Here is a 23,278-nt window from a genome sequence, read left to right on the forward strand (position 1 = left end):
TAAAGTAGGATTGAGAACGCTATTTTATATACTAATGGGTGGTGAAAGAAATGAACGAAGAAAACGAGCAAAGAGTCAATGTCCGAATGGCTCGTAGACAACAACAGAAAAAAGAAACGCAACGCCGATTGATCAAAATTGGTTCGGCTGTTGCTGTTTGCTTAGTCCTTATAGGTGCTGTTACAGCTCTTTATTTTCATGGAAAGAATAGTTCGAGTGCAGAAAGCTCGGTCGCAAAAACAAGCGAAACTACCACAAAAAAAGCTTCTTCCACAACGAAACCAAAAAATAAAGAAACTGCAAGTTCGACTCAAGAATCGAAAACAGGCACACTGACGGATCAGTTACAAACGATTATGACAGATTATACAAAGAAATTGGAAGAACAAACACCTCGTTTGATCGAAGAATACCAAGCTGAGATTCAGAACAATCAAAACGGTGTGATGGGATTGTCTGCGATTGCTAATCAAAAGGCTCGAGCGCTACAAGCTATTTCTGATGAAGGGATCAGCAAACTACAAGCAACGTATCAAGCAGCGCCAACCAAAGAAGGTGTAGATCTTGCAAATTGGATCAACCAACTTTCAGCAGATTATACGGAACAAGTAGCTAAAATTTCTGATATCTATCTCCGAACAAGTGCTTCGGTACAAGCAGAAACGTCAAGCAGTCAAACAACTAGTGAAACGGAAACTAGTGTTTCTCAGACGACTGACTCAACGACACAATCTTCCAGTCAAGCTACCCAAGGAACCGAAGGACAGACAGCAAGTGCTACTTCAAATGAACAAGCTGCTACTACTGTCGTTCAACAAGGAGAAGGTCCCAACCAGATTGCGGAACGCACAGGAATACCAGTTGATAAGCTTTTATCATTGAATGGGATGACGATGGACAGCTATTTCTTCAGTCCTGGAGAAGTATTGAAATTGAATTAAGCCACTGACAAGATGCCTTGATCAGCAAAAATAAGCTAGCGACCAATTAATTGATTGGACACTAGCTTATTTTTTTGAATTGAAATGGTTTGTTTAAGTTCATCGTGAACTGAATAAAAGATATAGATAATAGTAAGATAGTGATACATAAATAAATAGTAGGAATTTTGTTTATTTTAGACCATAAAAAAGCAGGGACCCATTTGATGGGAAGCCCTGCTTTTTTGATGAAGATTAGTGACTTTTCAGTCTTCGTTCACGTAGAAAATAATGAATCGTCATGTAGCACAAAAACACGAGACCAATAATCAATGGAATTCTTGTTTCTTGATTGATAAACATAAAAATCAAGACAATGGCTAAAAATAATAAAGTAAGATAATTGGTATAAGGTGATAATGGCATTTTAAATGGATGATCTCTTATTTCTTCTGGGTGTTGTTTTTTAAATTGGATCTCACTAAGTAAGATAACTACCCAAGGAACCATCCCCGGTAAAATACTGGAACTATAGACAAAAACGAAAATATTTTCTGCATGATTCACAAACAAAGGTAACAGGTAATTTAAAACTAGGCCAATCAATATCCCGCTAGAAATCGCTACGACTGGATAAAAAGGTACGCCATGACGGGTTAGTTTTAAAAATTTCCTCGACATTTTTCCATTGATTGCCAAGGTGTAGATCATTCGACTGGCACTGAAAATACCCGAATTACACCCAGATAAGGCAGCCGTCAAGACGACGAAATTGATCAATCCGGCAGCAAATGTGATCCCGATTTTAGAAAATGTTTGAACAAATGGGGAACCTATTGTGCCTAATTGATTCCATGGATAGATACTAACGATAATAAAAATAGCACCAATGTAAAAAATCAAGATTCGTCCAATAGTTGATTGAACAGCTTCAACGATCGTTTTTTTCGGATTTGCAGCTTCTCCAGCGGCCATTCCGATCAGCTCGATTCCTTGATAAGATGCAACAACAATGGATAGCGCAAAAAAGAAACCTTTTACTCCGCCGGTAAAGAAACCGCCGTTTTTCCAAAGATTAGAGATCCCGACTGCTTGGCCTTGATTTCCTAAGCCAAATAAGATGACACCTAGCCCTACCAGAATCATCAAAACGATCGTGCCGACTTTAATCATTGAAAACCAAAATTCTAGTTCACCAAAAGCTTTAACAGAAGCTAAGTTGGCAAGCATCAAAAAGAGGATGACAACAATCCCAGGAATGATTGTTGGCAGATGAGGCCACCAATAATTCATATATTCACCGACTGCAATGACTTCACTGATCCCGACAACAATAAACTGAAAGATGTTACTCCAAGCAGTTAAATAACCAGCGACAGGATGAAGATAATTACTAGCATAATTCGCAAAAGAACCCGTTGAAGGATCGACATAAAGCATTTCGCCAAGTGCTCGCATGATCAAATAAAGAAAGAGACCTGCGACAGCATAGGCAACCATTACTGAGGGACCTGTCCAACGAATGGTTGAGGAAGCACCCATAAACAATCCTACGCCGATCGTTCCTCCTAGTGCAATCATCTGAATGTGACGGGCACTAAGGCTTCGAGTTAATTTTTCTTCTTCCATACTAAAACTCCTTTCATTTTTGAGTAAAACAAGCAAATACGAATAAATGATAGACATTAATAACGAATAAACGATCAATAAAAACAATTTGCTTTTAAAACTCTTGATGTGATTTTACAGAAAGTTCTCACAAATTGCGAGCCTTTCTTGTAAAAAAAATCATGCGGGATACTTGAAAATGCTTTCGTCTTTAGTTAAACTATAGTTAAATAAAAAGTTAGGTAAACCTAAAAGGAGTGGAGAATGTGTCAGAAGCGATCATTAATATCCAGCAATTAACCGTTGCTTATCAAGGAAAGTTAGCGTTAAACGAAGTTGATGTAATGATCCAACCCAAAAAAATCACTGGGATCATCGGTCCAAATGGTGCGGGAAAATCAACTTTTATGAAAGCCATACTGGCTTTGATTCCCAAAGTATCTGGAGAAATTTCTTTTGGCGGTTCATTGCTAAAAGAAGCACGTAAAAAAATCGCTTATGTTGAACAACGAAATGAATTGGATCTATCTTTTCCAATTGATGTGTTAGGTGTGGTCTTATTGGGGACTTATCCATCATTAAGGTTGGGACAACGTCCGGGAAAAAAAGAAAAAGAACGAGCACAGCAAGCATTAGAAAAAGTCGGTATGGCTTCGTATGGGAAGCGACAAATAAGCGAATTGTCGGGTGGACAGTTACAACGTGTTTTTATTGCCCGCGCATTGGCGCAACAAGCAGAATGGATTTTTCTTGATGAGCCATTTGTAGGGATTGATGCCGTAAGTGAGAAAAAAATTTTTTCAATATTGAAAGAATTAAAAGCAGCAGGTAAAACGATCATCATTGTTCATCACGACTTGCACAAAGTAACAGAATATTTTGATGAAGTGATTTTATTGAATCAGCAATTGATCGCTGCCGGACCTGTTGCAACTACATTTACTTCAGAAAATCTGAAGATTGCTTATGGTGAAGTGATCGGGCAATTAGTGAAAGGAGCAAAAGAAAAATGATCCAATCGTTTATTGAAGGAATGATGAACTACCAGTTTTTACAATATGCATTGTTCACATCAATGCTCGTTGGTTTGGCTTCCGGGGTGATCGGATCTTTTATCATCTTACGAGGGATGTCGTTGATGGGAGATGCTATTTCACATGCGGTCTTACCAGGAGTAGCAATTTCCTACATGTTTGGCTTTAGTTATATTTTAGGTGCAACGGTCTTCGGCATGTTGACGGCAGGACTCATTGGTTTTGTCACCCAACGAAGTCGATTAAAAAATGATACAGCAATCGGTATCGTCTTTAGTTCATTCTTTGCATTAGGAGTCATTTTGATTTCTTTTGCCCAAAGTGCTACGGATCTGTACCATATATTATTTGGAAATGTGTTAGCGGTGAGAGAAAGCGACCTGCAGATGACGGCGATCGTTAGCGGTATTGTGTTATTGTTTGTGTTCATTTTCTATAAAGAACTCAAAATTACTTCTTTTGATCCGATGATGGCTAAAGCTTATGGGCTAAATATTACCTTGATCCACTATTTGCTCATGTTTTTCCTGACGTTAGTCGCAGTGGTTAGTTTACAGACAGTAGGGACGATCTTAGTGATTGCGATGTTGATCACACCAGCTGCTACAGCTTATCTATTAACGAATAGTTTAGTGAAAATGATTGCTATCTCATCAACAGTTGGTGTATTAAGTGCAATCTTAGGGGTATTTTTTAGTTATAGCTATAACTGGCCTTCCGGTGCAACCATCGTTTTAGCTTGCGCGCTATTCTTTCTGTTGGCATTTTGCTTTTCACCTTCTAAGGGAATCTTTTTTGCTCATAAACGGGTCATAAAAAGCGAGTAAAAAGAATGATCATGTAAAACAAATCATTTGAAAAAAGGAGTAATGAGATGAAAACCAATAACTATCGGATTTTTTGGGTAATGTTCGCAAGTTTCTTTTTGTTAGTGGGCTGTGGCAGTCAAGAAAAGCAGGAAGCTAATAAAGAAACGACTAAAGAAACATTGAATGTTGTAGCAACCAACTCTATCTTAGCGGATATGGCAAAAGAAGTAGGAAAGGAACATGTAGCTGTTCATAGTATCGTGCCTGTAGGAACAGATCCTCATGAATATGAAGTGTTACCAGAAGACATCAAAAAAGCGAGTGATGCCGATGTGATTTTATATAATGGGCTAAATCTAGAAACTGGTAATGGCTGGTTTACAAATTTAATGGAAACCACACATAAAAAAGAAGAGAAAGATTATTTTGCAGTGAGTAAAAAAGTAACACCCATTTATTTATCAGGTGGGACTTCCAAGAGTAAAGCTGACCCTCATGCCTGGTTAGATTTATCGAATGGGATGAAGTATGTAGAAGAAATTACCCGTATCTTTTCAGAAAAAGATGCTGAAAATAAAGCAGTCTATGAAGAAAACGCAAAAAAATATATTGAAAAGTTGAGCGAATTGGATGAAAAAGCTAAAACAAACTTTCAAACAATTCCTGAAGATAAAAGATTATTAGTAACGAGTGAAGGAGCTTTCAAATATTTTTCCAAAGCTTATGGAATCCCAGCAAGTTATATTTGGGAAATCAATACAGAAAGTCAGGGAACTCCTGAACAAATGAAACGAATCATCAATCAAGTAAGAGACTCTGCAGTACCCGCTTTGTTTGTCGAAACAAGTGTTGATCCTAGAAGCATGGAACGTGTGGCGAAAGAAACGGGAGTAGCTATCTATGATCGATTATATACAGACTCTATCGATAAGGAAGGCAAACCAGGAGATTCTTATTATAAGATGATGGACTGGAATATCCGAACGATCCATGATGGGTTGACTCAAGAAAAATAAATGGTACAAAATAGCTTTCATTCAAAAAAACTAGAAAAGAATGCGTGCTAAATAGCCAGCCGAAGAGATCAAAATCAGTTCGTTAGATTTTGGTTTCTTCGGCTTATTTATGCTAAAAATCAAGATTCAAAAAACAAGAAGCAGGAGGATTCATTTACCCTGATTTATGTGGAAAGGAGATCAAGCGAAGGCTCACTTATTTTGCAAGTAAAAAAATAAAAAAAACGTCTGCTTTTTGTTAGTTTCGGATACCTTTTTTTGTTGTTTTCCGTTATAGTTAAAGATAAGAAAGGAAGGTAAAGCTATGAATTTTACGCGTAAAGATAAACAACTAATCAAAGAAGAAATCCTTAAAGTGATCGAACAACAGGATAGCTCTGATAAAGATCAAGACCTTCAATTTCTTGAAACAGAAATGGCTAAATTATTCATAGCAAGTCCAAGTGAATCGGATGTAGAAGAACGTTATCCGGGGAAATGGCTTTTTGATGAATTTCAGCCATTAGATGAACAGACTGGAATTGGTTATTTTGTCTCGATTTCTTCTGTTGGATTTATTCCAGGAGTATTAGTGAAACAAAATAATGAAATCAATATCAAGGCATGGCCAGCATTATTTTCCACAATGGGGACAGAAGGGGTCATTGAAAAAATTCAATCGGCTTATTATAAAAGTTCGTTTATTGCAAATAGTAAACTAATGAATACATTCTATAATCGTTTGGTTTTGATTGCCCGCCCAGGAGATATTCCACAAACATTTACCTACTCGCAGCAAAAGAATCTCTACGAAGAAACATTATATTCCAGAGATTTATCCACTTTTTCCGCAGTAGAACAGGTTCGATTGCATGAATTGTTGCATACTAAGCCAGTATCGCTCAACTTTTTTCAAGCGCTAGATAACCAAAGAAAATGGTTGTCTCTCAACTATTGGGAAATCTTTGCTACTAGAAAAAGATGGATGGAAGAACGAAAGATCGCAGATCAACAGATCCAATTTGTCCAACTAAAAAGAGATCGGCTTTATTACGGAATTTATAGTCGCTAGCAATTATTTGAATAGGTGGAAAAGATGACAAAAACCTTAAAAGAAGAAATCATTGAAGAAAGCAAACGTTTAGGTATTGATAAAATCGGATTTACGACGGCAGAACCCTTTGATTATTTAAAAGAGTCTTTAGAAGAACAAAAAGCCGCTGGACATACTTCGGGATTTGAACATCCAGTGATTGAAGAACGTTTATATTTAGAAAAAACTTTTGATCGCCCACAATCGATTATCGCTATTGCTTTAGCTTATCCAACCAAGATCCATGAAGAGGTCCCAAAAGATGAAAAAAGAGGACAATTTGCGCGGGCATCTTGGGGAATCGATTACCATGATATTTTACGTGACCGTCTCAATCAATTGATTACTTTTATCCAAAGCAGAGCAAGTGTCTGGCAACAAGAAGAAGCTTGGCGGTTTGCCCCACAAGTGGATACTGGAGAATTAGTAGATGTGGCTGTTGCACAAAGAGCAGGACTAGGATTTATTGGTCGAAATGGGTTGCTGATCACAGAAGAATACGGTTCATTCGTGTATCTTGGAGAAATTGTCACCAATATCGTATTTGAACCTGATGAACCAGGTGTTTTTGGCTGTGGTGATTGTACTCGTTGTGTGACAGCTTGTCCGACAAAAGCTTTGTTAGGCGATGGCAGGATGAATGCACAAAGATGTTTATCTTATCAGACCCAAACCAAAGGGCTAATGCCAAATGAGTATCGGAAAAAAATGCGAAATGTCATTTACGGGTGCGATATCTGTCAGTTAGTCTGTCCTTATAATCAAGGGAAAGATTTCCATTTCCATGAAGAAATGGAACCAAAAGTAGAAGAAGTCTATCCGAAATTAAAACCAATGCTTTCTTTATCAAATAAAGAGTTTAAACAACAGTTTGGGCATTTAGCTGGTTCATGGCGAGGGAAAAAACCATTGCAAAGAAATGCTTTGATTGCTTTAGCAAACCTTGGGGATACTTCGGCTTTACCTGAGATCGAAAGCTGCTTAAGTGATGTTCGACCGGTTATTCGAGCAACCGCTGCTTGGTCGATTGGGCGTTTAGGTAGAAAAGAACCAGAAAAATGGTTGGAAACTTTAGAGCAAATGAAACAACGCGAAGAAGACCAAGAAGTGATCACAGAAATTATAGAAGCGCAAGAAATGTTAGCCAAGAAAACGAAGCGAAAAAAGAGGACATGAAAGAAGCGGTCAGCTCCGAGCGAATAAGAGAAAATTTTATGTACAAGATTCCTTTCACTTCTATATAAGAAAAAAATAGAGTATTATGCTAAAACAAGCGTAGTACGACAAAGAGACTAGGACAGTTAGTTTGTTCTAGTCTTTTTATTGATTAAAGTAAAATAATGGATCATAACTAAATAATAAAAAGAATCTGTATTAGAAAATTTCAATACTTAGAGTAGTATAATCCACTGAATGTTCGACTTGTTTATAATTGAAGCAGTTCAAAAAATAGAATACTATCGGTTTTTTTTAGCAAAAAATCTAGAAATACCAGAAATTTCAAAAATATTAAAAAACTTATCCTAAAATTTTTTAGTAAAGGTTGTAATAATTACTCAATTTTTTGTCGTTTTGACACATAATTACTAAAAAAAAGGATAAATTAAATAAAAAAATCAAAAAAGTTAAAAAAAAATACTAGAAATATTACAAAATATAAGATTTTCTAAACTTTATAAGAAAATGTTAAAAAACGGTTTCTTTCTTATGATATAAGGGTTCTAGGACTTTAGTCGTACTTTTTTGTCCAGAGTTATGTTACAAATGTTAAAAATTAGGATATTTTGTCATTAAATGTCATATTTCTTTTACCTATGAAATATTTCTAGATGATAAAGTTAATGACGTTGATAAATACATGGAAAAAAAAGGAGATAAACATGAATTCAATTAAGAAGATCGTTTTAGGAACAACTTTTGCTGCTGGTGCAACTGCAATGTTTGTAGGAACAACTGCTCATGCTGACGAAGTCTATACAATTAAATCAGGTGATTCACTATCAAAAATCTCACAAAAATTTGTTGGAGATAACTCATTGATCGATGCAATCGCTGAAAAAAATGGTATCAAAGACATCAACCGCATCTATGTTGGCGAAGAATTAACGATCCCGACTTCAAGTGATGCTTCAGCAAAAACAGTCGAAGCACCAAAAACAACTGAAACAGTAACGGAAGAACATACATATGTTGCTCCAGTTAAAACAGTTGAAGTAACACCTGCTGCTCCAGCTGCTCAAACAGCAACAGCTCCAAGCAATTCAAGTTCTGCAAAAGAATGGATTGCGAATAAAGAATCAGGCGGTTCTTACACAGCAACTAACGGCCGTTACATCGGACGTTACCAATTAGATGCATCATACTTAAATGGTGACTATTCTGCTGCAAACCAAGAACGCGTAGCTGATCAATATGTATCATCACGTTATGGCTCATGGGATGCTGCTCAAGCATTCTGGTTAGCAAACGGCTGGTACTAAGTCGATTATTGAATACTAATAAAAAGACAAAACCAAGAAATCGTGTCATTCGATTTCTTGGTTTTTTTGCTGTTTAGGGATGAGACAGTAATGACGAAAAATAAATGAATGAAATAGTTATCTCTTTGTTCATCTTAGGTTTTCTTGATGTAGTTATGGAGATCTTTTTGATAGTCCGTTCCATGCCACGTACCAGTGTTTATAAATTCAGCTAAGAGATAACCGATATAAGGACCAGTCGTTAAACCAGAAGAACCGAGTCCACTTGCGACGATCAGATTTGGTTCATCGAATAAAGGACCAAAAAACGGAGCAAAATCAGACGTATATGCCCTCGTTCCTACTTGTAACTGATAAGGCTGTGAAAGTAATTTTTCTGGTTGTACAAAAAAAGCTTTTGTCTGTTCAGTCAACTGTAAAAATGCTTCATTAGTAGGAGTCAGATCCCATCCTTGTTCATTTTCATGTGTAGCGCCTAATAAGATTTTTCCGTCATTGAAGGGAATGAGGTCTGCTTCTCCATCTAGCATGGCAACAGGCCATTTTTGGCTTTGGAGCTGATGAGTAGTAAAAGCGATCAACTGCCCTTTTTGAGGACGAAGATCGACCTGATAGCCTAATGGTTCCAATAAAGGCTTCAAGGAAGGACCAGGAGTCAAAATGACCCGGTCAAACGGTTCTTCATCAAATTCTCCGAGGATCAGCCAATCATCATTCCTTTTTTGTAGGCGAATCTTATCGTTTATTACTGTTACACCAGCCCTTTTCAAGCGTGCCGTTAAATAATGAAGGTAAGCTTTTCCGTCTAAACGGCCACCACCAGTGATGAATAAAGAGGGGGTCGGTTTTAATAAAGGAAGTAAATCAGCTGTTTGATCCGCTTTTAATAAATGGATTTCTCCGATCTCAGGTGCCTCTTTTTTTCGTTCTTCTGCAAGATCAAGTAATTCTGCTAATTGTTCTTTTTGTCGAAGCAAGAGTGTACCGGAACGAGCATAAATGGTCGGATCAAGTGCGAAATCTTGCACTAATTTTGGGAAAAATGCCGCACCGTCTTTGGCTAAACGATACCATGTTTTATTTCTTCTTTTGGATAACCATGGAGAAATGATTCCCGCACTTGCTTTGGTTGCCTGACCAATTCCATAGTCAAATAAGGTGATGCTGTATTTTGTGGTATCTACATAATTGGCTAATGTCATACCGATGATTCCACCACCGATAATGGCGATTTTTTCCATGTTTGATTCCTCCTTTACTTACAAATTGTATTTTTGCACAAAAAAACGGCAGTTGCAAACGACTGCCGTTTCAATCAATCATGAATGTTTTGTAGTTAAACTATAACGAATAAATAAGATAAAGCTGATAACTAATAGAAGAAGTAATACACCTAAAGCAACTTGTGAACCGAATGTCGTGGCGACTTTATAGCTCAAATCAGCATGCGCTTGAATAAGGTTGATAATGATTGCCACTAATGAAGTAGCAACGGCACCAGAAAATTGTTGTAAGGTGTTAAAAACAGCATTGCCATCACTTTGATAGTCATCCGTTAAAGCATTCATCCCAGTGGTCATCATATTGCTATAAGACAAACCAATCCCTATCATATAGATCACGTGGCAAGTAATCAACAATAGCAATGAAACATGTCCTAGAAGAAAGACTAGTGCGGACCAACCAACAAGAGCAAGGAGTAATCCGGCAAAAATCGGTTTTTTGGGACCGTGTTGATCAAGCAGTTTTCCAGAAAAAGGCGATAATACAGCGCCAATCGTAGCTCCTGGCAACATGGCGATTCCAGCGATGAAAGGGCTGTTTCCTTGAACAATCTGAACAAAATTTGGTAAGACAAAAGAAACGCCTAGCAATAAGAACTGGTAGATTAAAAAGCTAAATAAGAATAAACGAAATGTTTTATTAGAAAAAATGGTTAGTTGGATCAATGGATAATCGGCTTTTTTTGTTCGTTGATAAAAAAGGATCCCACCAATAATCGCTATTAGTAACGCAAACCAACTAAGCGGTTGTCCTAGCATACTCAAAAATGTTAAGCTACCGCTAAATAATAAACACAAACTAAATACACTCAACACATCCAAACGTCCACTTTTTTGAACGGGCATTGAAGGAATAGCAACTAAGCCGATGCCAAGAGAAAGAATCAAAATAGGAATCAAGAAAAGAAAGATATGATTCCAAGTGAAATTTGAAGTTAAGATTCCCCCATATGTTGGCCCGATAGCCGGAGCAATTGCTGTGGTCAGTGTTCCCACCCCCATCATCGCTCCGCGGCGGTTCATAGGCGCAAAGGTCAAAATAATATGGAACATTAGTGGTAAAGCAATCCCGGTAGCTGCCCCTTGTAAAAGCCGACCAAGTAATAAAATGAAGAAAGTCGGAGAAAAGAAGTCAACAATGATTCCTGCTAAAAAAAGCAGGTTTGAAAGTAAAAAGAGACTTCTAAGGCTGAAATTTCGTGTTAAATAAGTTGATAATGGCACGATGATCGAGATCATCAGCAGGTAAATCGTTGTCACCCATTGAACTTGTGCAGTCGTTAATTGAAACTGGTTGATCAACGTTGGAAATGTGACGTTCATTGCTGTTTCGATCAACACTCCCGCAAAAGACATCATGCCGGTTGCGATGACTGCAGGTACTAAGAGTAATTGTTTTTGTTTTGTCATGTCCTCACCTCAAAAAATTTCGTAAAAAAAGAGAGTGATTTCTATTATAAAAATAGAAACCGCCTCTCTCTCGACACGTAATATACGTGTTATCTGTACGATTTATTTCCATCGCTTATTCTAGCATAGAGGTAAAAAAAGTGTCAACCAGGTTAGCCAAGTCTTTTGAAAAGAGTTATGATAGTAGAGAATAAATCATCGCAGGAGGAAAAAATGGCTACGATTGATTGGAAAAAAACGGAACCAGGTTATAGTAGTAAAAAAAAACCACAGATCTTAACGTTATCTCCACAGAATTTTTTTAGCATAAAAGGAGTAGGGGATCCAAATGAAGACGATTTTCAGCGACGAGTGGCAGCTTTATATGCTGTTAGTTATGCGATCCGAATGGCCCCAAAGAAAAATTGGCAGATTCCTAACTATCTTCCCTACACTGTTTATCCATTAGAAGGACATTGGGGATTACAAGAAGCTTATTTGCAAGAAAAAGTAATGAAGAAGAGTCATTTTGCTTATCAGATCATGATCAAACAACCTGAATTTGTGACGAAAGAAGTTGCACATGAGGCTCTACTACGTGTAGCGGACAAAATTCCCAATGATTTGTTCGACCAAGTAGTATTTAGTAGCATGGATGAAGGATTAGTCGCTCAGATGCTTCATGTAGGACCATATGAGGATGAGCCACAAACCTTTGAAAAATTAACAACGTTTATCGAAGAGCAGGGGTATCAACGGATAGCTAAAGAACATAAAGAAATTTATTTAGGGGATCCGCGCAGAGCCAACCCAGAAAAACTGAGAACGATTTTGCGTGTCAAGATTGCGCCAAAAAATCAACTAAAAAAATAAAAGTAAAAAATACCAAAAAAGGCAGAAAAACGATTATTTTTTTGCTATAATCAAAGACAAGAGGTGTCCGCTATGAAAAAAATCCAACGACAAGCATTGATTCGTCAGATCATCACAGAAAAGCCAATCAGCACACAAGAAGAACTATTGCTTTGTCTTCAAGACGCAGGGGTGACAGCCACTCAAGCAACTATTTCGCGTGATATCCGTGAGCTGAAGTTAGTGAAGTCTACGGATGAAAATAAGCAAGTTCGTTACAATCTATTCAGTCAGCCTGCTGAAACGTTACATGAAGAACGACTACAAGCAGCTGTTAAAAGAGAAGTTTTGAAAATACAAGTTGTTCAATTTATGATCGTGGTGCTAACAGAAAAAGATGGGGCGGATGTCGTAACCAATTGGCTAGATGAAGTCGCTTATCCAGAAGTTGTTGCAACGATTGCTGGAGTGGATACATTTATTGTGATTTGCCGTTCGGAAGAAGAAGCACAAGATTTTGCAGAAAAATTAGAAAGAATGAGGGAATAAAAGAAGGGAGAATGATTTATGTCTTTGTTGAAAGCGCTACAAAACGGATCTGATATTCGAGGGATTGCCATGACGACGGAAACACATTCAGCTAATTTGACACCAGCTGAAATCCAAAAAATAAGTTGTGGCTTGGTTAATTGGTTAAAAAGGGATCATCCACGCAAATATCAAGAAGGTAAATTAACGGTAGGAGTGGGGCGGGATAGTCGAATCAGTGGTCCAACGTTAGAAAAAGCGCTGATTGACGGATTAATCGAACAAGGCATAAATGTTCTTGATTTTGAGTTAGCTACGACACCGGCGATGTTTATGGCTACTCAGTTTTCTCAATTCCAGTGTGATGCAAGTGTGATGCTAACAGCTAGTCATTTGCCGTTTTACTTTAACGGCATGAAGTTTTTTACAGCTAATGGCGGCGCAGAAAAAGAAGATATCGCATTTATTTTATCAGAAACAACACCAAATAAAACCAATCATAAGGGGACAGTCCAAAAAGCCGATCTGTTAACACCTTATGCAGAAGACTTAGTTCAAAAAATCAAAAATGGTATTAGAAAGAAAGGAATGTCTGACACAAAACCGTTAGCTGGCTGGCGGATCATCGTAGATGCAGGAAATGGCTCCGGTGGTTTTTTTGCTGAAAAAGTACTACAACGATTAGGGGCAGATACGACAGGTTCGCAATTTTTAGACCCCGATGGTCATTTTCCGAACCATATCCCGAATCCAGATAATGCTGAAGCCATGGCAAGTATCAAGCAAGCTGTTTTGGAAAATCAAGCCGATTTAGGAGTGATCTTTGATACGGATGTTGACCGTTCGGCAGTAGTCAGTGCAAGTGGTCAAGTGATCAATCGTAACAATTTGATCGCCTTATTAAGTACGATCGTGTTAAAAGAATACCCTGGAGCGACGATCGTAACTAATTCACCAACGTCTAATCACCTAGAAACGTTTATTGAAGAAAAAGGTGGCAAACAAGATCGTTACATTTCAGGTTATCGTAATGTCATCAATCGTGCAATTGCATGCAATAAAGAAGGAATCGATGTTCCATTAGCGATTGAAACAAGTGGGCATGCAGCATTCAAGGAAAATTACTTTTTGGATGATGGTGCCTATGTCATTGCAAAAATTTTGATGCTTTTGCCAGAACTGAAACAAACAGAACAAACGTTGGAAGAGATTATCCACGACTTAAAACAGCCACAAGAAGTACAAGAAATTAGGTTAAGGCTTAGTGAAGAGGATCCGAAAAAACAAGGGGCAACAATTATTCAAGGGTTAGCGAACGAATTGAACGAAGAGGGACTGGTATTTCATCCGGAAAATGAAGAAGGAATTCGTTACGATCTAAAAGAACCATATGGGAATGGCTGGTTTTTATTACGAGCAAGTTTGCATGAACCATTACTGGTGCTCCAGATCGAAAATGATGAAGTTGGAAAAAATCAACACGTTTTACAGCTACTTGCGGAACATTTAAAGAAATACTCAAATGTTGAACCACTGATAGTGGATACTAAGGAAGCGAAGGGAAATGAAAAGTAAAAATGGTTGCGAACATAGTAATTTTTTTGACTATATTAGTTTATGGTGTTAATTTTTTAGTTTTTCTTTATCTTAGAATCAATCATATCAAAAATTGTGTAGAGAAATTAGCTATTTATTTGGGAACAAACATGACTTTATTATTTACGAGTGGTATTTTTCTCTTTTTTGGAAAAATCATTGAAGATGGCATCCTTGTTTTTGAATAAGTAACTTTCATGAGAAAATAAACTAAAATGCTCATGTTAATCAAGAAGTCCTCAACCGTTGCAGTATGAATCTAGGAGCAGAATTTTTGAACAAATCGCTGGATATGCTTACACTGGTAATAGACGAAGTGTCATATCGAAAGGAGCAGTACAATGAAAAAATTATACGAAACAGCGATGATCAATCATGGCGGACGAGAAGGCGAAGTAGCAGCACCAAATGGTTCGATGCAAATGAAGATCACTCCTCCAGGCATCCATGCTGAAGGAACAAATCCGGAACAACTATTTGCTGCGGGCTATGCCTCATGTTTCAATGGTGCACTGCAACATATGATCAAAGAAGCTAATTTGTCCGTAGACTCCACAGTTAAAGCACGGGTTTCACTTTACACACTTGATGAGGGTGGTTATAAAATCGGTGTGGTCTTAGAAGTACATGTTGACGATGTGAGCGAGGAACAAGCCAAGCAATTAGCGGAAGATGCCCATGATTACTGCCCTTATTCAAAAGCGACAAGAGGAAATATTGATGTTGAGGTAGTGACAGTTTAAACGATTTTTCTATCTGAGGAAGAAGTAAGTACCTTTAGATAAGTACTTTTTTATAAAAAACAGGACCGGTAGAATTTTCTATCGGTCCTAAAAGTGATGGTGACGAGTCTCAAACTATTCTTGGCTTATAAATGCCAATAGAAGCTAAAAATGATCGACCAGCAAGCATTTCTACTGTCTTTAGTAGGACAGCAATGGCTTGCTGGTCGATCATTCTTATTTTTATTCTGTTGAGTGGTAAGGACCCAAAGGATGTTGGACATAACCACTTTTGCATGTTTTATTTTTTACTTGGCGGTGTCCCATACATTTTTGGTGTAACCCGTTGTAATTTTGGCTTATCACCTTCAACTTTTGGCTCTGCTAACCATTGGTATTCGCCTTCACCATCTAAGGCTTCGCCACTTGCCCAAGAACCTTTACTACTTTCATCACCTTCTGAGAAATTATAAAAGTCATAGGCGATATCTTTTCGTTCGTTTTCACGATTGAACGTACTTGGTACAAGAATGGAGCCTTCATTTTCTTCTAATTCTTTCACGGCACTTGCCCATAAGTTTTGATGATAACTATCTCTTGCAAGCAAGACTGCCAGTAAATCTTTGACGCCACGGTCATCGATCATTTCATAGATACGAGCAACTTGTAACCGTCCTTGAGATTCAGCATTTAGATTGGCACGGAAATCAGCTAACAAGTTTCCACTTGCAACGATATAACCGCCACTCCAAGGGTTGCCAACACTATCAGCAGGGCGTGGTCCTAAGCCAGCGACAATTGCATGCTGAGGATTCATACCAGAGATGATTGCACCGATCGTAGGATCTTTTTTCATTGCTTCTTCTTGGTCTTCAACTGGCGCATCTTCTAATAATCGTGCGACCATCGTTGCTAACATTTCGACATGTCCAAGTTCTTCTGTTGCGATATCCATTAACATGTCTTTATATTTTTCTTCTCCTCGACAGCTCCAACCTTGAAACAAGTATTGCATTGCCACACTCATTTCTCCGTATTGTCCACCGATAAGCTCTTGTAAATATTTTGCGATTAACGGATTCGGACGATCTGGTTTTGCTTCAAACTGTAATTCCTTTTGGTGTCTGAACATCAAAAATTCCTCCTAATCTTTTATTAATACATTTACATTCTGCACTTTAAAATGAGAAAACACAAAGGAAATGCTTAGAAAAAATACGGTGGCAGATTTCATCTGATATATGAGTAGACACGCCTAATAAATTGTTATTTTCTGATTAAAATGATATCGTTATATTAAAATGTTATCGGTTGCAAATAACAAAAGATAACCTTTTTATTAAAAAACGGAGGGATAAAATGAAAAAGTTGTTAGTTACTGGGGTGCTGGCAAGTACAGCATTATTTTTGTTGGGAGGTTGTGGTTCAAGTAGTGCAAAGTCAAACGCAGCTAGTTCATCTGAAAAAACAAGTGACGGGAAGAAAACTATTGATTTCTGGTCATTTTGGGGATCAGGAGCACGTAAAGAAGTGATCGAAGAGATCATTGACGATTACAATCAATCACAAGATAAGATCCAAGTAAATTATAAATACCAACCGTGGGGGGATATTTGGACCAAATCATTGTCAGCGATTACAGCGGGGAATGCACCAGACGTGATTGTTCAAGATATCAATTCAGTTGCTCAAAGAGCTGAAGCGCAACAGGCCACAAACTTATCTAAATATGTAGATGAAGAGACCTCAAAAGATTTTTATCCACAATTGTGGGATACAGTGGAGTACAAAGGTGATCCCTATGCGATTCCGTTCAACACAGATACTCAAGTTATTTTTTATAATAAAAAATTATTTAAAGAAGCAGGAATCGCTGAAAAAGATTTATCAACTACATGGGATGAATTAGAAAAAACCGCCCATCAATTGGATAAAAAAGATAAAAAAGAATTCACACGAATTGGATTTTATCCTTTATGGAATTTAGGGGCAGATGTCTGGGCATTAAATGAAGATAATGGGACAAGCTGGTTTGATCAAGACGACAAAATCAAAATCGATACGAAGAATAAAGTTGAAGCATTAGAGTGGATCCAAGATTGGCAAGACTATTATGGGAAAGATACGATCAATAAATTAGAGGCAGAATTTGGCTCAGGTGTTTCTGATCCATTCATCTCAGGTTTAGTCGCAATGCGTGCCCAAAATATCAATTATTATTCGAGCTTGATGGAAAATGCTCCAGAAGATTTTGATTTTGGTGTCATTCCGCTTCCAGAAAAAGAAAAAGGTTCTGGTCATTGGTCATGGGGCGGCGGCTTTGTACTCGAAGTACCTTATGGGGCAAAAGATCCAGAAGCTTCTTATGACTTTATCAAGTATCTTTCTTCACCAGAAGTTCAAGAAAAATTTGGCGAAAAGAGTTTTGATATCATGGCAAGTAAAACAGCCAATGAGAACTTAGTGAAGAATGAACAGCTAAGTGACAAGGGACGAATGATCTATCAAATGGCTGATGAGAATTTCAAAAATACGGTCATTACACCTGTCCCATTAGCAGCACCAGATTATACGACACTAGTGAACGAACAAATCGATCAAATTCTCTTAGGAACAAAAACACCAAAAGAAGGTTTAGCTGATGCTCAAAAAGCGGTGGAGAATCTAGTAAAACAAAATAACTAATCAACTGTTGACTAATTGAAAGAAAAAAGGAGGCAAGAAAATGAAGCGTTTATCAATCCGAAAGAAAAAAGAGGCAAGATGGGCCTATTTATTTATCTCGCCTTTTATTATTGGCTTTGTCGTCTTTATGTTAGGGCCCATGCTTTTTTCTGTTATCGGAAGTTTCACTGATTATAATTTGACTTCTAAAATGAATTTCATTGGATTAGCTAATTTTAGACGGATGTTTCTACACGATGATCTTTTTTGGAAATCATTATACAATACAGTGTATTTCGTCCTATTCAATGTTCCTTTAACCACAATATTTAGCGTATTTCTAGCAACGATTTTAAATCAAAAGATCAGAGGTATCAGTATTTTCCGAACGATGTTTTATTTACCTGCAGTCCTATCTGGTGTTGCTGTTTATATTTTATGGATGCAGCTGCTTTCACCTTCTGCTGGGTTGATCAATACGTTTCTAGGTTGGTTCAATATTTCTGGACCAGCCTGGTTGTTTGATCCTAACTGGACAAAGCCAGCTTTGATTTTAATGAAAATCTGGAGTTCTGGCGGAGCAATGTTGCTTTATTTAGCGACTTTGCAAAACGTTCCACGCTCTTTATACGAATCAGCAGCGATTGATGGTGCTGGCGTATGGGGGAAATTTAAAAATATCACGTTGCCATTGATCACACCGATTATCTTTTACGATGTGATTACTTCAACGATTGGTTCTTTTCAAATTTTTCAAGAGGCTTATGTGATGACTAAAAATGGAACAGGTGGACCAGCTAACTCTTTACTATTTTATAATCTTCACATGTGGAATAAAGCTTTTGTCGCATTCGATATGGGGTACGCAATGGCGATGTCAATGATCCTATTTTTGATCGTGTTAGTATTGACTTTTATTAATTTGAAACTGGCACCTAGATGGGTCTATTACTCTGGAGGTGATGGAAAATGATGGAATATTTCAAAAGAACAAGTGTTAACCGCCAAACCAAAAAAATCGTTAGTTATCTCCTCATGACGGCTATCGGAATCGTATTGATCACACCATTATTGTGGATGGTATTTACTTCTTTAAAACCAATGGAAGAGATCGTACGTTATCCTCCAACCTTTTTTCCAGAAAAAATTGTTTGGCAAAACTATCTGGATACCATTACTGCTTTCCCCTTCTGGCGTTATGCAAGGAATACTTTATTGATCACAGTCTTAGTGGTATTTGGCAATGTTCTCTCGAATTCCTTCATTGCTTATGGGTTTGCGAAATTAGATTTTCCAGGAAAAAAGCTAATGTTTGCTTTAGTCCTTTCTACGATGATGATTCCAGGTTTTGTGACCATGATCCCCCAATATGTTCTATTCTCAAAAATAGGCTGGGTAGGAACTTATTTACCATTGATCGTTCCATCATTTTTCGGCAATGCATTTAATATATTTTTGATGCGTCAATTTTATTTATCCATCAATGATGAATTAATTGAAGCGGCAGAAATCGATGGAGCAAATCATTTCTATATTTGGAGCCGTCTGATGCTGCCGCTGACTAAACCAGCGTTAATCACGATTGCGATCAATTCATTCAATGCGGCTTGGAACGATTTTTTAGGGCCGTTATTATACATCCAAGATCAAGAGAAGTATACTTTACAGATTGGGTTGCAAGTTTTCCAAAATCAGGCGACGACTCAATGGAATTATTTGATGGCAGGAGCCACACTTGTTTTGATCCCAACGATTTTGATGTTCTTCTTTGCGCAACGTTACTTTATTGAAGGAATGGATTTAACAGGAGGGTCAAAAGGCTAAATGAATAAAATTCATAGTGAAAAAATCAATCAGCATTTTTTGACAGTCATTGAATGGATTCCGTCATTGCTTATTTTGCAATTCTTATGGCTATTAACTAGCTTACCGCTGTTGACGATTGGCAGTGCTAGTCGTACGGTTATGTCTACCATTTATCACTACCACAAAAACGAAGAGAAAAAGATCCATACGTTATTTTGGCAAGAACTTCGTCATAATTTTTTGACCTATCGTAAGCAAGACCTCATAGTCAGTTTCTATTTATTGCTTTTACTAATTGATAGTCGTATTTTTCTTTACTGGGGCGGAGCATGGGGATTGATATTGATGTATGCTTCGTTAAGTGTCCTTTTTTTAAGTATCGTGATGGTTAGCTACCGTATGTTGCTCCAACTAGAGAGAGTAAACGAAGTCCCTCTTTTTACTGCTTTTATTTTATTTTTTTATCAATGGAAAAACGCTCTCTTACATTTAGGGGGAACACTGCTACTACTGCTTTTTTTATTCTTCCTGGGACCTATTTATGTGGTTTTAGTCGGAGGAAGTTCCTTGCTTTATTTACAAACTTTTTTGTTTTTTGGACGGAAAGAAATAAAGAGCCCTTCAAAAGTTTAAGAATAGTCAAAATATTTGCGATGAAAGAATCAACTACCTGACTAAATATTGAGGAATAAACCCATCGTTTCAGATGTAAGGCGTATGGAGAGAGAAATAGTTGAAAATATGGTTACTTGTCACGTTCGGCCTTCTTTGTTATGGTTATAGCAAGAAAGAAGTAGGAGGACAACAAGATGGCAAAAATTATGGTTGTAGAAGATGAAGAAATCATCCGCCAACTCATCATGGAAGAACTGGAAAAGTGGCAGTTTGAAACGTTCGGTACCTCTGATTTTAATCAAGTATTTGCAGACTTTGAAAAAGAAGAACCTCAACTTGTTTTATTAGATATCAATCTTCCGGTCTTTGATGGCTACTACTGGTGTCAAAAAATTCGAGAAGTCTCCAAAGTGCCGATTATTTTCATCTCCAGTCGAAATACCAATATGGATATGATCATGGCGATGAATATGGGCGCAGATGATTTTGTCACCAAGCCTTTTCAAATTGATGTGCTGATTGCCAAAATCAATGCTTTATTGCGACGTTCATACAATTATGGGGAACTGTCGAGTGAAGTCATGAGTCATAATGGGATCACGTTGAATGTTGATAATGGGAGTATGGAAATCAACGGTGAAATCATCGATTTGAGTAAGAACGAATACCGATTATTATTTATCTTGATGAAGCAACATGGGAAAATCCTTAGCAGAGAAAAGTTATTGAGAGCATTATGGGATGATGAGCGGTTTGTTGATGACAATACATTGACAGTCAATATCAATCGTTTACGTCGGAAAATCGAACAAGCAGGGATCAAAGGATATATCGAAACAAAAGTCGGGCAGGGCTATATTGTTCCCTGAAAGGATGAAAATAAATAATGAATTTCTTTAAATACTTAAAGGATCAATGGTCGTTGCTCTTAGGCTGGCTCTTTTTTGTCTTGCTAACGATTTTTGTCATGTGGTTAGCACCTAATATTTTAGTCGACTGGACGATGGTTGGCTATCTGGCGCTTATTCAAGCCGTATTTTTGTTTTTTTATTTACTTGTCCGTTATTTAAGTAAACGTCATTGGTGGGAAAAACTTGCCGATCTCAAACAAATATCTCCGCTGCAAAGTTATTTGAGTGGCGGTCATACAGAAGAAGAAAAATTAGTCGAAGATTATATCAATCAATTGATCCGTGAGCACCAAGAAGTCATGCAAGAGGCGATTAGTAACCAACAGGATCAAAAAGATTACATTGATTCGTGGGTCCATGAAATCAAGGTGCCTTTAGCAGCCTCTGAACTCTTGGTGCGTTCGATTGAATTCGATATTGATGATCAAAAATATACCCTACTAGAAAACGAACTAGCTAAAATCGATGAATATGTAGAACAAGTTCTTTATTATGCACGGTTGGATAGTTTTTCGAGAGATTATTTAATCCAAGAGTATGAATTAAAAAGCATCATTCAGCCAGTGATCCGCAGTCAGGCGAATTACTTTATTCAAAAAAATCTTCGGTATGAGATTATTGGAGAAGATCAAAGAGTTTTAACAGATGCCAAGTGGGTAGCTTTTATATTCAAACAAATTTTGAGCAATGCGATTAAATATACACCTGACCATCGAGAAATCATCATTTCGATCGAAAAGAACCAACAAGGGATCTCTTTAGCCATCAAAGACTCGGGCATCGGTATTCCTAAAGAAGACTTGTCGCGGATTTTTGACAAAGGATTCACAGGTTCTAATGGACGATTGAGTAAAACACATTCTACTGGTTTAGGGCTTTATTTGGCTAAATCCTTAGCTGAAAAACTTGGGATCCAACTACTTGCTGAATCAATTGTAGGAGAGGGAACAACGATGACCCTGTTTTTCCCAATCTTAAATTTCTATAATGAGAAACGTTAGAAAATAGTTAGAATCGAAAAAAACTTCTTGTGTTGTGAACGTTTTCGCTGATAAGTTTCATATCATGTGAAATAAAAGGAGATTAGTTATGGAAATTTTAATAGCATTAATCCCTATGGTAGCATGGGGAAGTATTGGTTTAGTAAGCGGGAAAATTGGTGGCGATGCCAATCAACAGACATTAGGGATGACGATTGGTGCATTTATCTTTTCATTAGTTGTCTTTTTCATCGTTAGCCCAACAATCACACCATGGATTTTCTTGATTGGATTCCTCTCTGGGTTAGCTTGGAGTGTTGGTCAAAACGGACAGTTCCATGGAATGAAATTTATGGGCGTTTCTGTTGGTTTGCCTTTATCGACTGGTTTTCAATTAATTTTGAATACGATTGCGGGAGCCGTTTTCTTTCATGAATGGACACAAACGAAAGATTATGTATACGGTATCCTAGCTTTAGCCCTTCTTGTTAGCGGTGCCTATTTAACAGCACGCCAAGATGATGAAGGAAAAGTTGATACTGACAATAAAATGCTTGATTTTGGTAAAGGGTTTAGAGCATTGATCTATTCAACGATTGGTTATGGTGTTTATACGATCATTGTGAACTGGGCTAACTTGGATGCGATGTCAATCATCTTACCTCAAAGTATCGGAATGATCTTAGGTGCAAGTTTCTTTGCCTTTCGTAAAGTGAAAGTGGATCAATTTGTTTGGAAGAACATGATTTGTGGTTTGCTATGGGGAATTGGGAACGTGTGCATGCTCTTAACTGTTAAATCACTTGGTTTAGCTGTTGGATTTTCATTATCACAGATGGGGATTATCATCTCAACTTTAGGTGGTATTTTCATTTTGGGAGAAAAGAAAACGAAAAAAGAACTTGTTTACGTTATTGTCGGTTGCCTTTTAGTCATTTTAGGTGGTATCATTTTAGGGTATATGAAAACGGCTTAATGGCCGTTTTCCAACCT

23 protein-coding genes are annotated in these 23,278 nt (G+C 37.5%); 19 read left to right on the top strand and 4 right to left on the bottom strand.

The annotated features are described in order from the left end of the window. The first annotated feature begins 50 nt into the window (after positions 1-50). On the top strand, positions 51-941 hold the full coding sequence (locus AB5M32_RS08535) for a LysM domain-containing protein (RefSeq protein ID WP_010737107.1): 891 nt from the start codon (positions 51-53) through the stop codon (positions 939-941). A 234-nt stretch (positions 942-1,175) separates the two neighbouring features. Here the strand turns inward: AB5M32_RS08535 and AB5M32_RS08540 are convergent, their stop codons facing one another. After that, entirely contained in the window at positions 1,176-2,549 is a 1,374-nt protein-coding gene (locus AB5M32_RS08540) for an amino acid permease (RefSeq protein WP_178287217.1), read from the bottom strand. Between the two features lie 245 nt (positions 2,550-2,794). Between AB5M32_RS08540 and AB5M32_RS08545 the strand changes: the two genes are divergently transcribed. The 6 genes from AB5M32_RS08545 to AB5M32_RS08570 all read left to right on the top strand — a co-directional run bounded on the left by AB5M32_RS08545 (position 2,795) and on the right by AB5M32_RS08570 (position 8,939). Beyond that, positions 2,795-3,541, top strand: a complete 747-nt coding sequence (locus AB5M32_RS08545; RefSeq protein ID WP_010737112.1) for a metal ABC transporter ATP-binding protein — start codon at positions 2,795-2,797, stop codon at positions 3,539-3,541. Then, complete coding sequence (locus AB5M32_RS08550) at positions 3,538-4,389, top strand: metal ABC transporter permease (RefSeq protein WP_010720851.1); 852 nt, start codon at positions 3,538-3,540, stop codon at positions 4,387-4,389. Before AB5M32_RS08545 ends, AB5M32_RS08550 begins: the two co-directional genes overlap by 4 nt. Positions 4,390-4,436: 47 nt before the next feature. Continuing rightward, positions 4,437-5,387: a metal ABC transporter substrate-binding protein gene (locus AB5M32_RS08555; protein ID WP_063627531.1), complete on the top strand. Its 951-nt coding sequence runs from the start codon at positions 4,437-4,439 to the stop codon at positions 5,385-5,387. Positions 5,388-5,691: 304 nt separating this feature from the next. Further along, positions 5,692-6,438 (top strand): hypothetical protein, encoded by a 747-nt coding sequence (locus AB5M32_RS08560; RefSeq protein ID WP_010720849.1) that lies wholly within the window; start codon positions 5,692-5,694, stop codon positions 6,436-6,438. Between the two features lie 24 nt (positions 6,439-6,462). Continuing rightward, positions 6,463-7,635, top strand: coding sequence for a tRNA epoxyqueuosine(34) reductase QueG (queG, locus tag AB5M32_RS08565; RefSeq protein ID WP_010720848.1), 1,173 nt, complete (start codon positions 6,463-6,465; stop codon positions 7,633-7,635). Between the two features lie 704 nt (positions 7,636-8,339). After that, on the top strand, positions 8,340-8,939 hold the full coding sequence (locus AB5M32_RS08570; RefSeq protein ID WP_010737115.1) for a LysM peptidoglycan-binding domain-containing protein: 600 nt from the start codon (positions 8,340-8,342) through the stop codon (positions 8,937-8,939). A 134-nt stretch (positions 8,940-9,073) separates the two neighbouring features. Here the strand turns inward: AB5M32_RS08570 and AB5M32_RS08575 are convergent, their stop codons facing one another. Further along, on the bottom strand, positions 9,074-10,180 hold the full coding sequence (locus AB5M32_RS08575; RefSeq protein ID WP_063627529.1) for an FAD-binding oxidoreductase: 1,107 nt from the start codon (positions 10,178-10,180) through the stop codon (positions 9,074-9,076). 78 nt (positions 10,181-10,258) lie between these two features. After that, a complete protein-coding gene (locus tag AB5M32_RS08580) occupies positions 10,259-11,632 on the bottom strand; it encodes an MFS transporter (RefSeq protein ID WP_010737117.1) in 1,374 nt (457 codons plus the stop codon). A 213-nt stretch (positions 11,633-11,845) separates the two neighbouring features. Between AB5M32_RS08580 and AB5M32_RS08585 the strand changes: the two genes are divergently transcribed. The 5 genes from AB5M32_RS08585 to AB5M32_RS08605 all read left to right on the top strand — a co-directional run bounded on the left by AB5M32_RS08585 (position 11,846) and on the right by AB5M32_RS08605 (position 15,330). Beyond that, the gene (locus AB5M32_RS08585) at positions 11,846-12,484 is read left to right on the top strand and encodes a GyrI-like domain-containing protein (protein WP_010720844.1); all 639 of its coding nucleotides are present in this window, start codon (positions 11,846-11,848) and stop codon (positions 12,482-12,484) included. A gap of 72 nt (positions 12,485-12,556) precedes the next feature. Then, positions 12,557-13,012: an arginine repressor gene (locus AB5M32_RS08590; protein WP_010737119.1), complete on the top strand. Its 456-nt coding sequence runs from the start codon at positions 12,557-12,559 to the stop codon at positions 13,010-13,012. Positions 13,013-13,030: 18 nt separating this feature from the next. Further along, positions 13,031-14,566: a phosphoglucomutase gene (locus AB5M32_RS08595; protein WP_063627528.1), complete on the top strand. Its 1,536-nt coding sequence runs from the start codon at positions 13,031-13,033 to the stop codon at positions 14,564-14,566. A 2-nt stretch (positions 14,567-14,568) separates the two neighbouring features. Next, positions 14,569-14,775: a hypothetical protein gene (locus tag AB5M32_RS08600; RefSeq protein ID WP_034699898.1), complete on the top strand. Its 207-nt coding sequence runs from the start codon at positions 14,569-14,571 to the stop codon at positions 14,773-14,775. 153 nt (positions 14,776-14,928) lie between these two features. Next, positions 14,929-15,330 carry an organic hydroperoxide resistance protein gene (locus AB5M32_RS08605; protein WP_010720840.1) on the top strand — a complete coding sequence of 134 codons (402 nt, stop codon included), beginning with the start codon at positions 14,929-14,931 and terminating at the stop codon, positions 15,328-15,330. A gap of 280 nt (positions 15,331-15,610) precedes the next feature. Here the strand turns inward: AB5M32_RS08605 and AB5M32_RS08610 are convergent, their stop codons facing one another. Continuing rightward, positions 15,611-16,441 carry a manganese catalase family protein gene (locus tag AB5M32_RS08610; RefSeq protein WP_081128452.1) on the bottom strand — a complete coding sequence of 277 codons (831 nt, stop codon included), beginning with the start codon at positions 16,439-16,441 and terminating at the stop codon, positions 15,611-15,613. 227 nt (positions 16,442-16,668) lie between these two features. On the opposite strand from AB5M32_RS08610, the gene AB5M32_RS08615 reads away from it, so the two are divergent. The 7 genes from AB5M32_RS08615 (at position 16,669) to AB5M32_RS08645 (ending at position 23,261) form a co-directional block, all read left to right on the top strand. Then, a complete protein-coding gene (locus tag AB5M32_RS08615) occupies positions 16,669-17,994 on the top strand; it encodes an ABC transporter substrate-binding protein (protein ID WP_368024413.1) in 1,326 nt (441 codons plus the stop codon). Positions 17,995-18,034: 40 nt separating this feature from the next. Then, positions 18,035-18,946, top strand: coding sequence for a carbohydrate ABC transporter permease (locus tag AB5M32_RS08620; protein ID WP_063627525.1), 912 nt, complete (start codon positions 18,035-18,037; stop codon positions 18,944-18,946). Beyond that, positions 18,943-19,797, top strand: a complete 855-nt coding sequence (locus tag AB5M32_RS08625) for a carbohydrate ABC transporter permease (RefSeq protein WP_053766292.1) — start codon at positions 18,943-18,945, stop codon at positions 19,795-19,797. The genes AB5M32_RS08620 and AB5M32_RS08625 overlap by 4 nt, the downstream gene beginning before the upstream one ends. Then, positions 19,798-20,412, top strand: coding sequence for a DUF624 domain-containing protein (locus AB5M32_RS08630; RefSeq protein WP_178287221.1), 615 nt, complete (start codon positions 19,798-19,800; stop codon positions 20,410-20,412). 176 nt (positions 20,413-20,588) lie between these two features. Next, positions 20,589-21,263, top strand: coding sequence for a response regulator transcription factor (locus tag AB5M32_RS08635; RefSeq protein WP_010720833.1), 675 nt, complete (start codon positions 20,589-20,591; stop codon positions 21,261-21,263). A 17-nt stretch (positions 21,264-21,280) separates the two neighbouring features. Further along, positions 21,281-22,306 (top strand): HAMP domain-containing sensor histidine kinase, encoded by a 1,026-nt coding sequence (locus AB5M32_RS08640; RefSeq protein ID WP_010720832.1) that lies wholly within the window; start codon positions 21,281-21,283, stop codon positions 22,304-22,306. Positions 22,307-22,394: 88 nt separating this feature from the next. Further along, positions 22,395-23,261, top strand: coding sequence for a GRP family sugar transporter (locus AB5M32_RS08645; RefSeq protein ID WP_010720831.1), 867 nt, complete (start codon positions 22,395-22,397; stop codon positions 23,259-23,261). Positions 23,262-23,278: the final 17 nt, after the last annotated feature.

The organism is Enterococcus sp. C57 (genome assembly GCF_040887305.1).
Taxonomy (GTDB): domain Bacteria; phylum Bacillota; class Bacilli; order Lactobacillales; family Enterococcaceae; genus Enterococcus_B; species Enterococcus_B hirae.

Coding starts and splice junctions, on each gene's coding strand:
- queG (WP_010720848.1), top strand. CDS start 6,463: ATGACAAAAACCTTAAAAGAAGAAATCATTGAAGAAAGCAAACGTTTA.
- AB5M32_RS08595 (WP_063627528.1), top strand. CDS start 13,031: ATGTCTTTGTTGAAAGCGCTACAAAACGGATCTGATATTCGAGGGATT.
- AB5M32_RS08605 (WP_010720840.1), top strand. CDS start 14,929: ATGAAAAAATTATACGAAACAGCGATGATCAATCATGGCGGACGAGAA.
- AB5M32_RS08580 (WP_010737117.1), bottom strand. CDS start 11,632: ATGACAAAACAAAAACAATTACTCTTAGTACCTGCAGTCATCGCAACC.
- AB5M32_RS08550 (WP_010720851.1), top strand. CDS start 3,538: ATGATCCAATCGTTTATTGAAGGAATGATGAACTACCAGTTTTTACAA.
- AB5M32_RS08630 (WP_178287221.1), top strand. CDS start 19,798: ATGAATAAAATTCATAGTGAAAAAATCAATCAGCATTTTTTGACAGTC.
- AB5M32_RS08590 (WP_010737119.1), top strand. CDS start 12,557: ATGAAAAAAATCCAACGACAAGCATTGATTCGTCAGATCATCACAGAA.
- AB5M32_RS08615 (WP_368024413.1), top strand. CDS start 16,669: ATGAAAAAGTTGTTAGTTACTGGGGTGCTGGCAAGTACAGCATTATTT.
- AB5M32_RS08570 (WP_010737115.1), top strand. CDS start 8,340: ATGAATTCAATTAAGAAGATCGTTTTAGGAACAACTTTTGCTGCTGGT.
- AB5M32_RS08640 (WP_010720832.1), top strand. CDS start 21,281: ATGAATTTCTTTAAATACTTAAAGGATCAATGGTCGTTGCTCTTAGGC.
- AB5M32_RS08625 (WP_053766292.1), top strand. CDS start 18,943: ATGATGGAATATTTCAAAAGAACAAGTGTTAACCGCCAAACCAAAAAA.
- AB5M32_RS08575 (WP_063627529.1), bottom strand. CDS start 10,180: ATGGAAAAAATCGCCATTATCGGTGGTGGAATCATCGGTATGACATTA.
- AB5M32_RS08635 (WP_010720833.1), top strand. CDS start 20,589: ATGGCAAAAATTATGGTTGTAGAAGATGAAGAAATCATCCGCCAACTC.
- AB5M32_RS08540 (WP_178287217.1), bottom strand. CDS start 2,549: ATGGAAGAAGAAAAATTAACTCGAAGCCTTAGTGCCCGTCACATTCAG.
- AB5M32_RS08600 (WP_034699898.1), top strand. CDS start 14,569: ATGGTTGCGAACATAGTAATTTTTTTGACTATATTAGTTTATGGTGTT.
- AB5M32_RS08610 (WP_081128452.1), bottom strand. CDS start 16,441: ATGTTCAGACACCAAAAGGAATTACAGTTTGAAGCAAAACCAGATCGT.
- AB5M32_RS08585 (WP_010720844.1), top strand. CDS start 11,846: ATGGCTACGATTGATTGGAAAAAAACGGAACCAGGTTATAGTAGTAAA.
- AB5M32_RS08535 (WP_010737107.1), top strand. CDS start 51: ATGAACGAAGAAAACGAGCAAAGAGTCAATGTCCGAATGGCTCGTAGA.
- AB5M32_RS08645 (WP_010720831.1), top strand. CDS start 22,395: ATGGAAATTTTAATAGCATTAATCCCTATGGTAGCATGGGGAAGTATT.
- AB5M32_RS08555 (WP_063627531.1), top strand. CDS start 4,437: ATGAAAACCAATAACTATCGGATTTTTTGGGTAATGTTCGCAAGTTTC.
- AB5M32_RS08620 (WP_063627525.1), top strand. CDS start 18,035: ATGAAGCGTTTATCAATCCGAAAGAAAAAAGAGGCAAGATGGGCCTAT.
- AB5M32_RS08560 (WP_010720849.1), top strand. CDS start 5,692: ATGAATTTTACGCGTAAAGATAAACAACTAATCAAAGAAGAAATCCTT.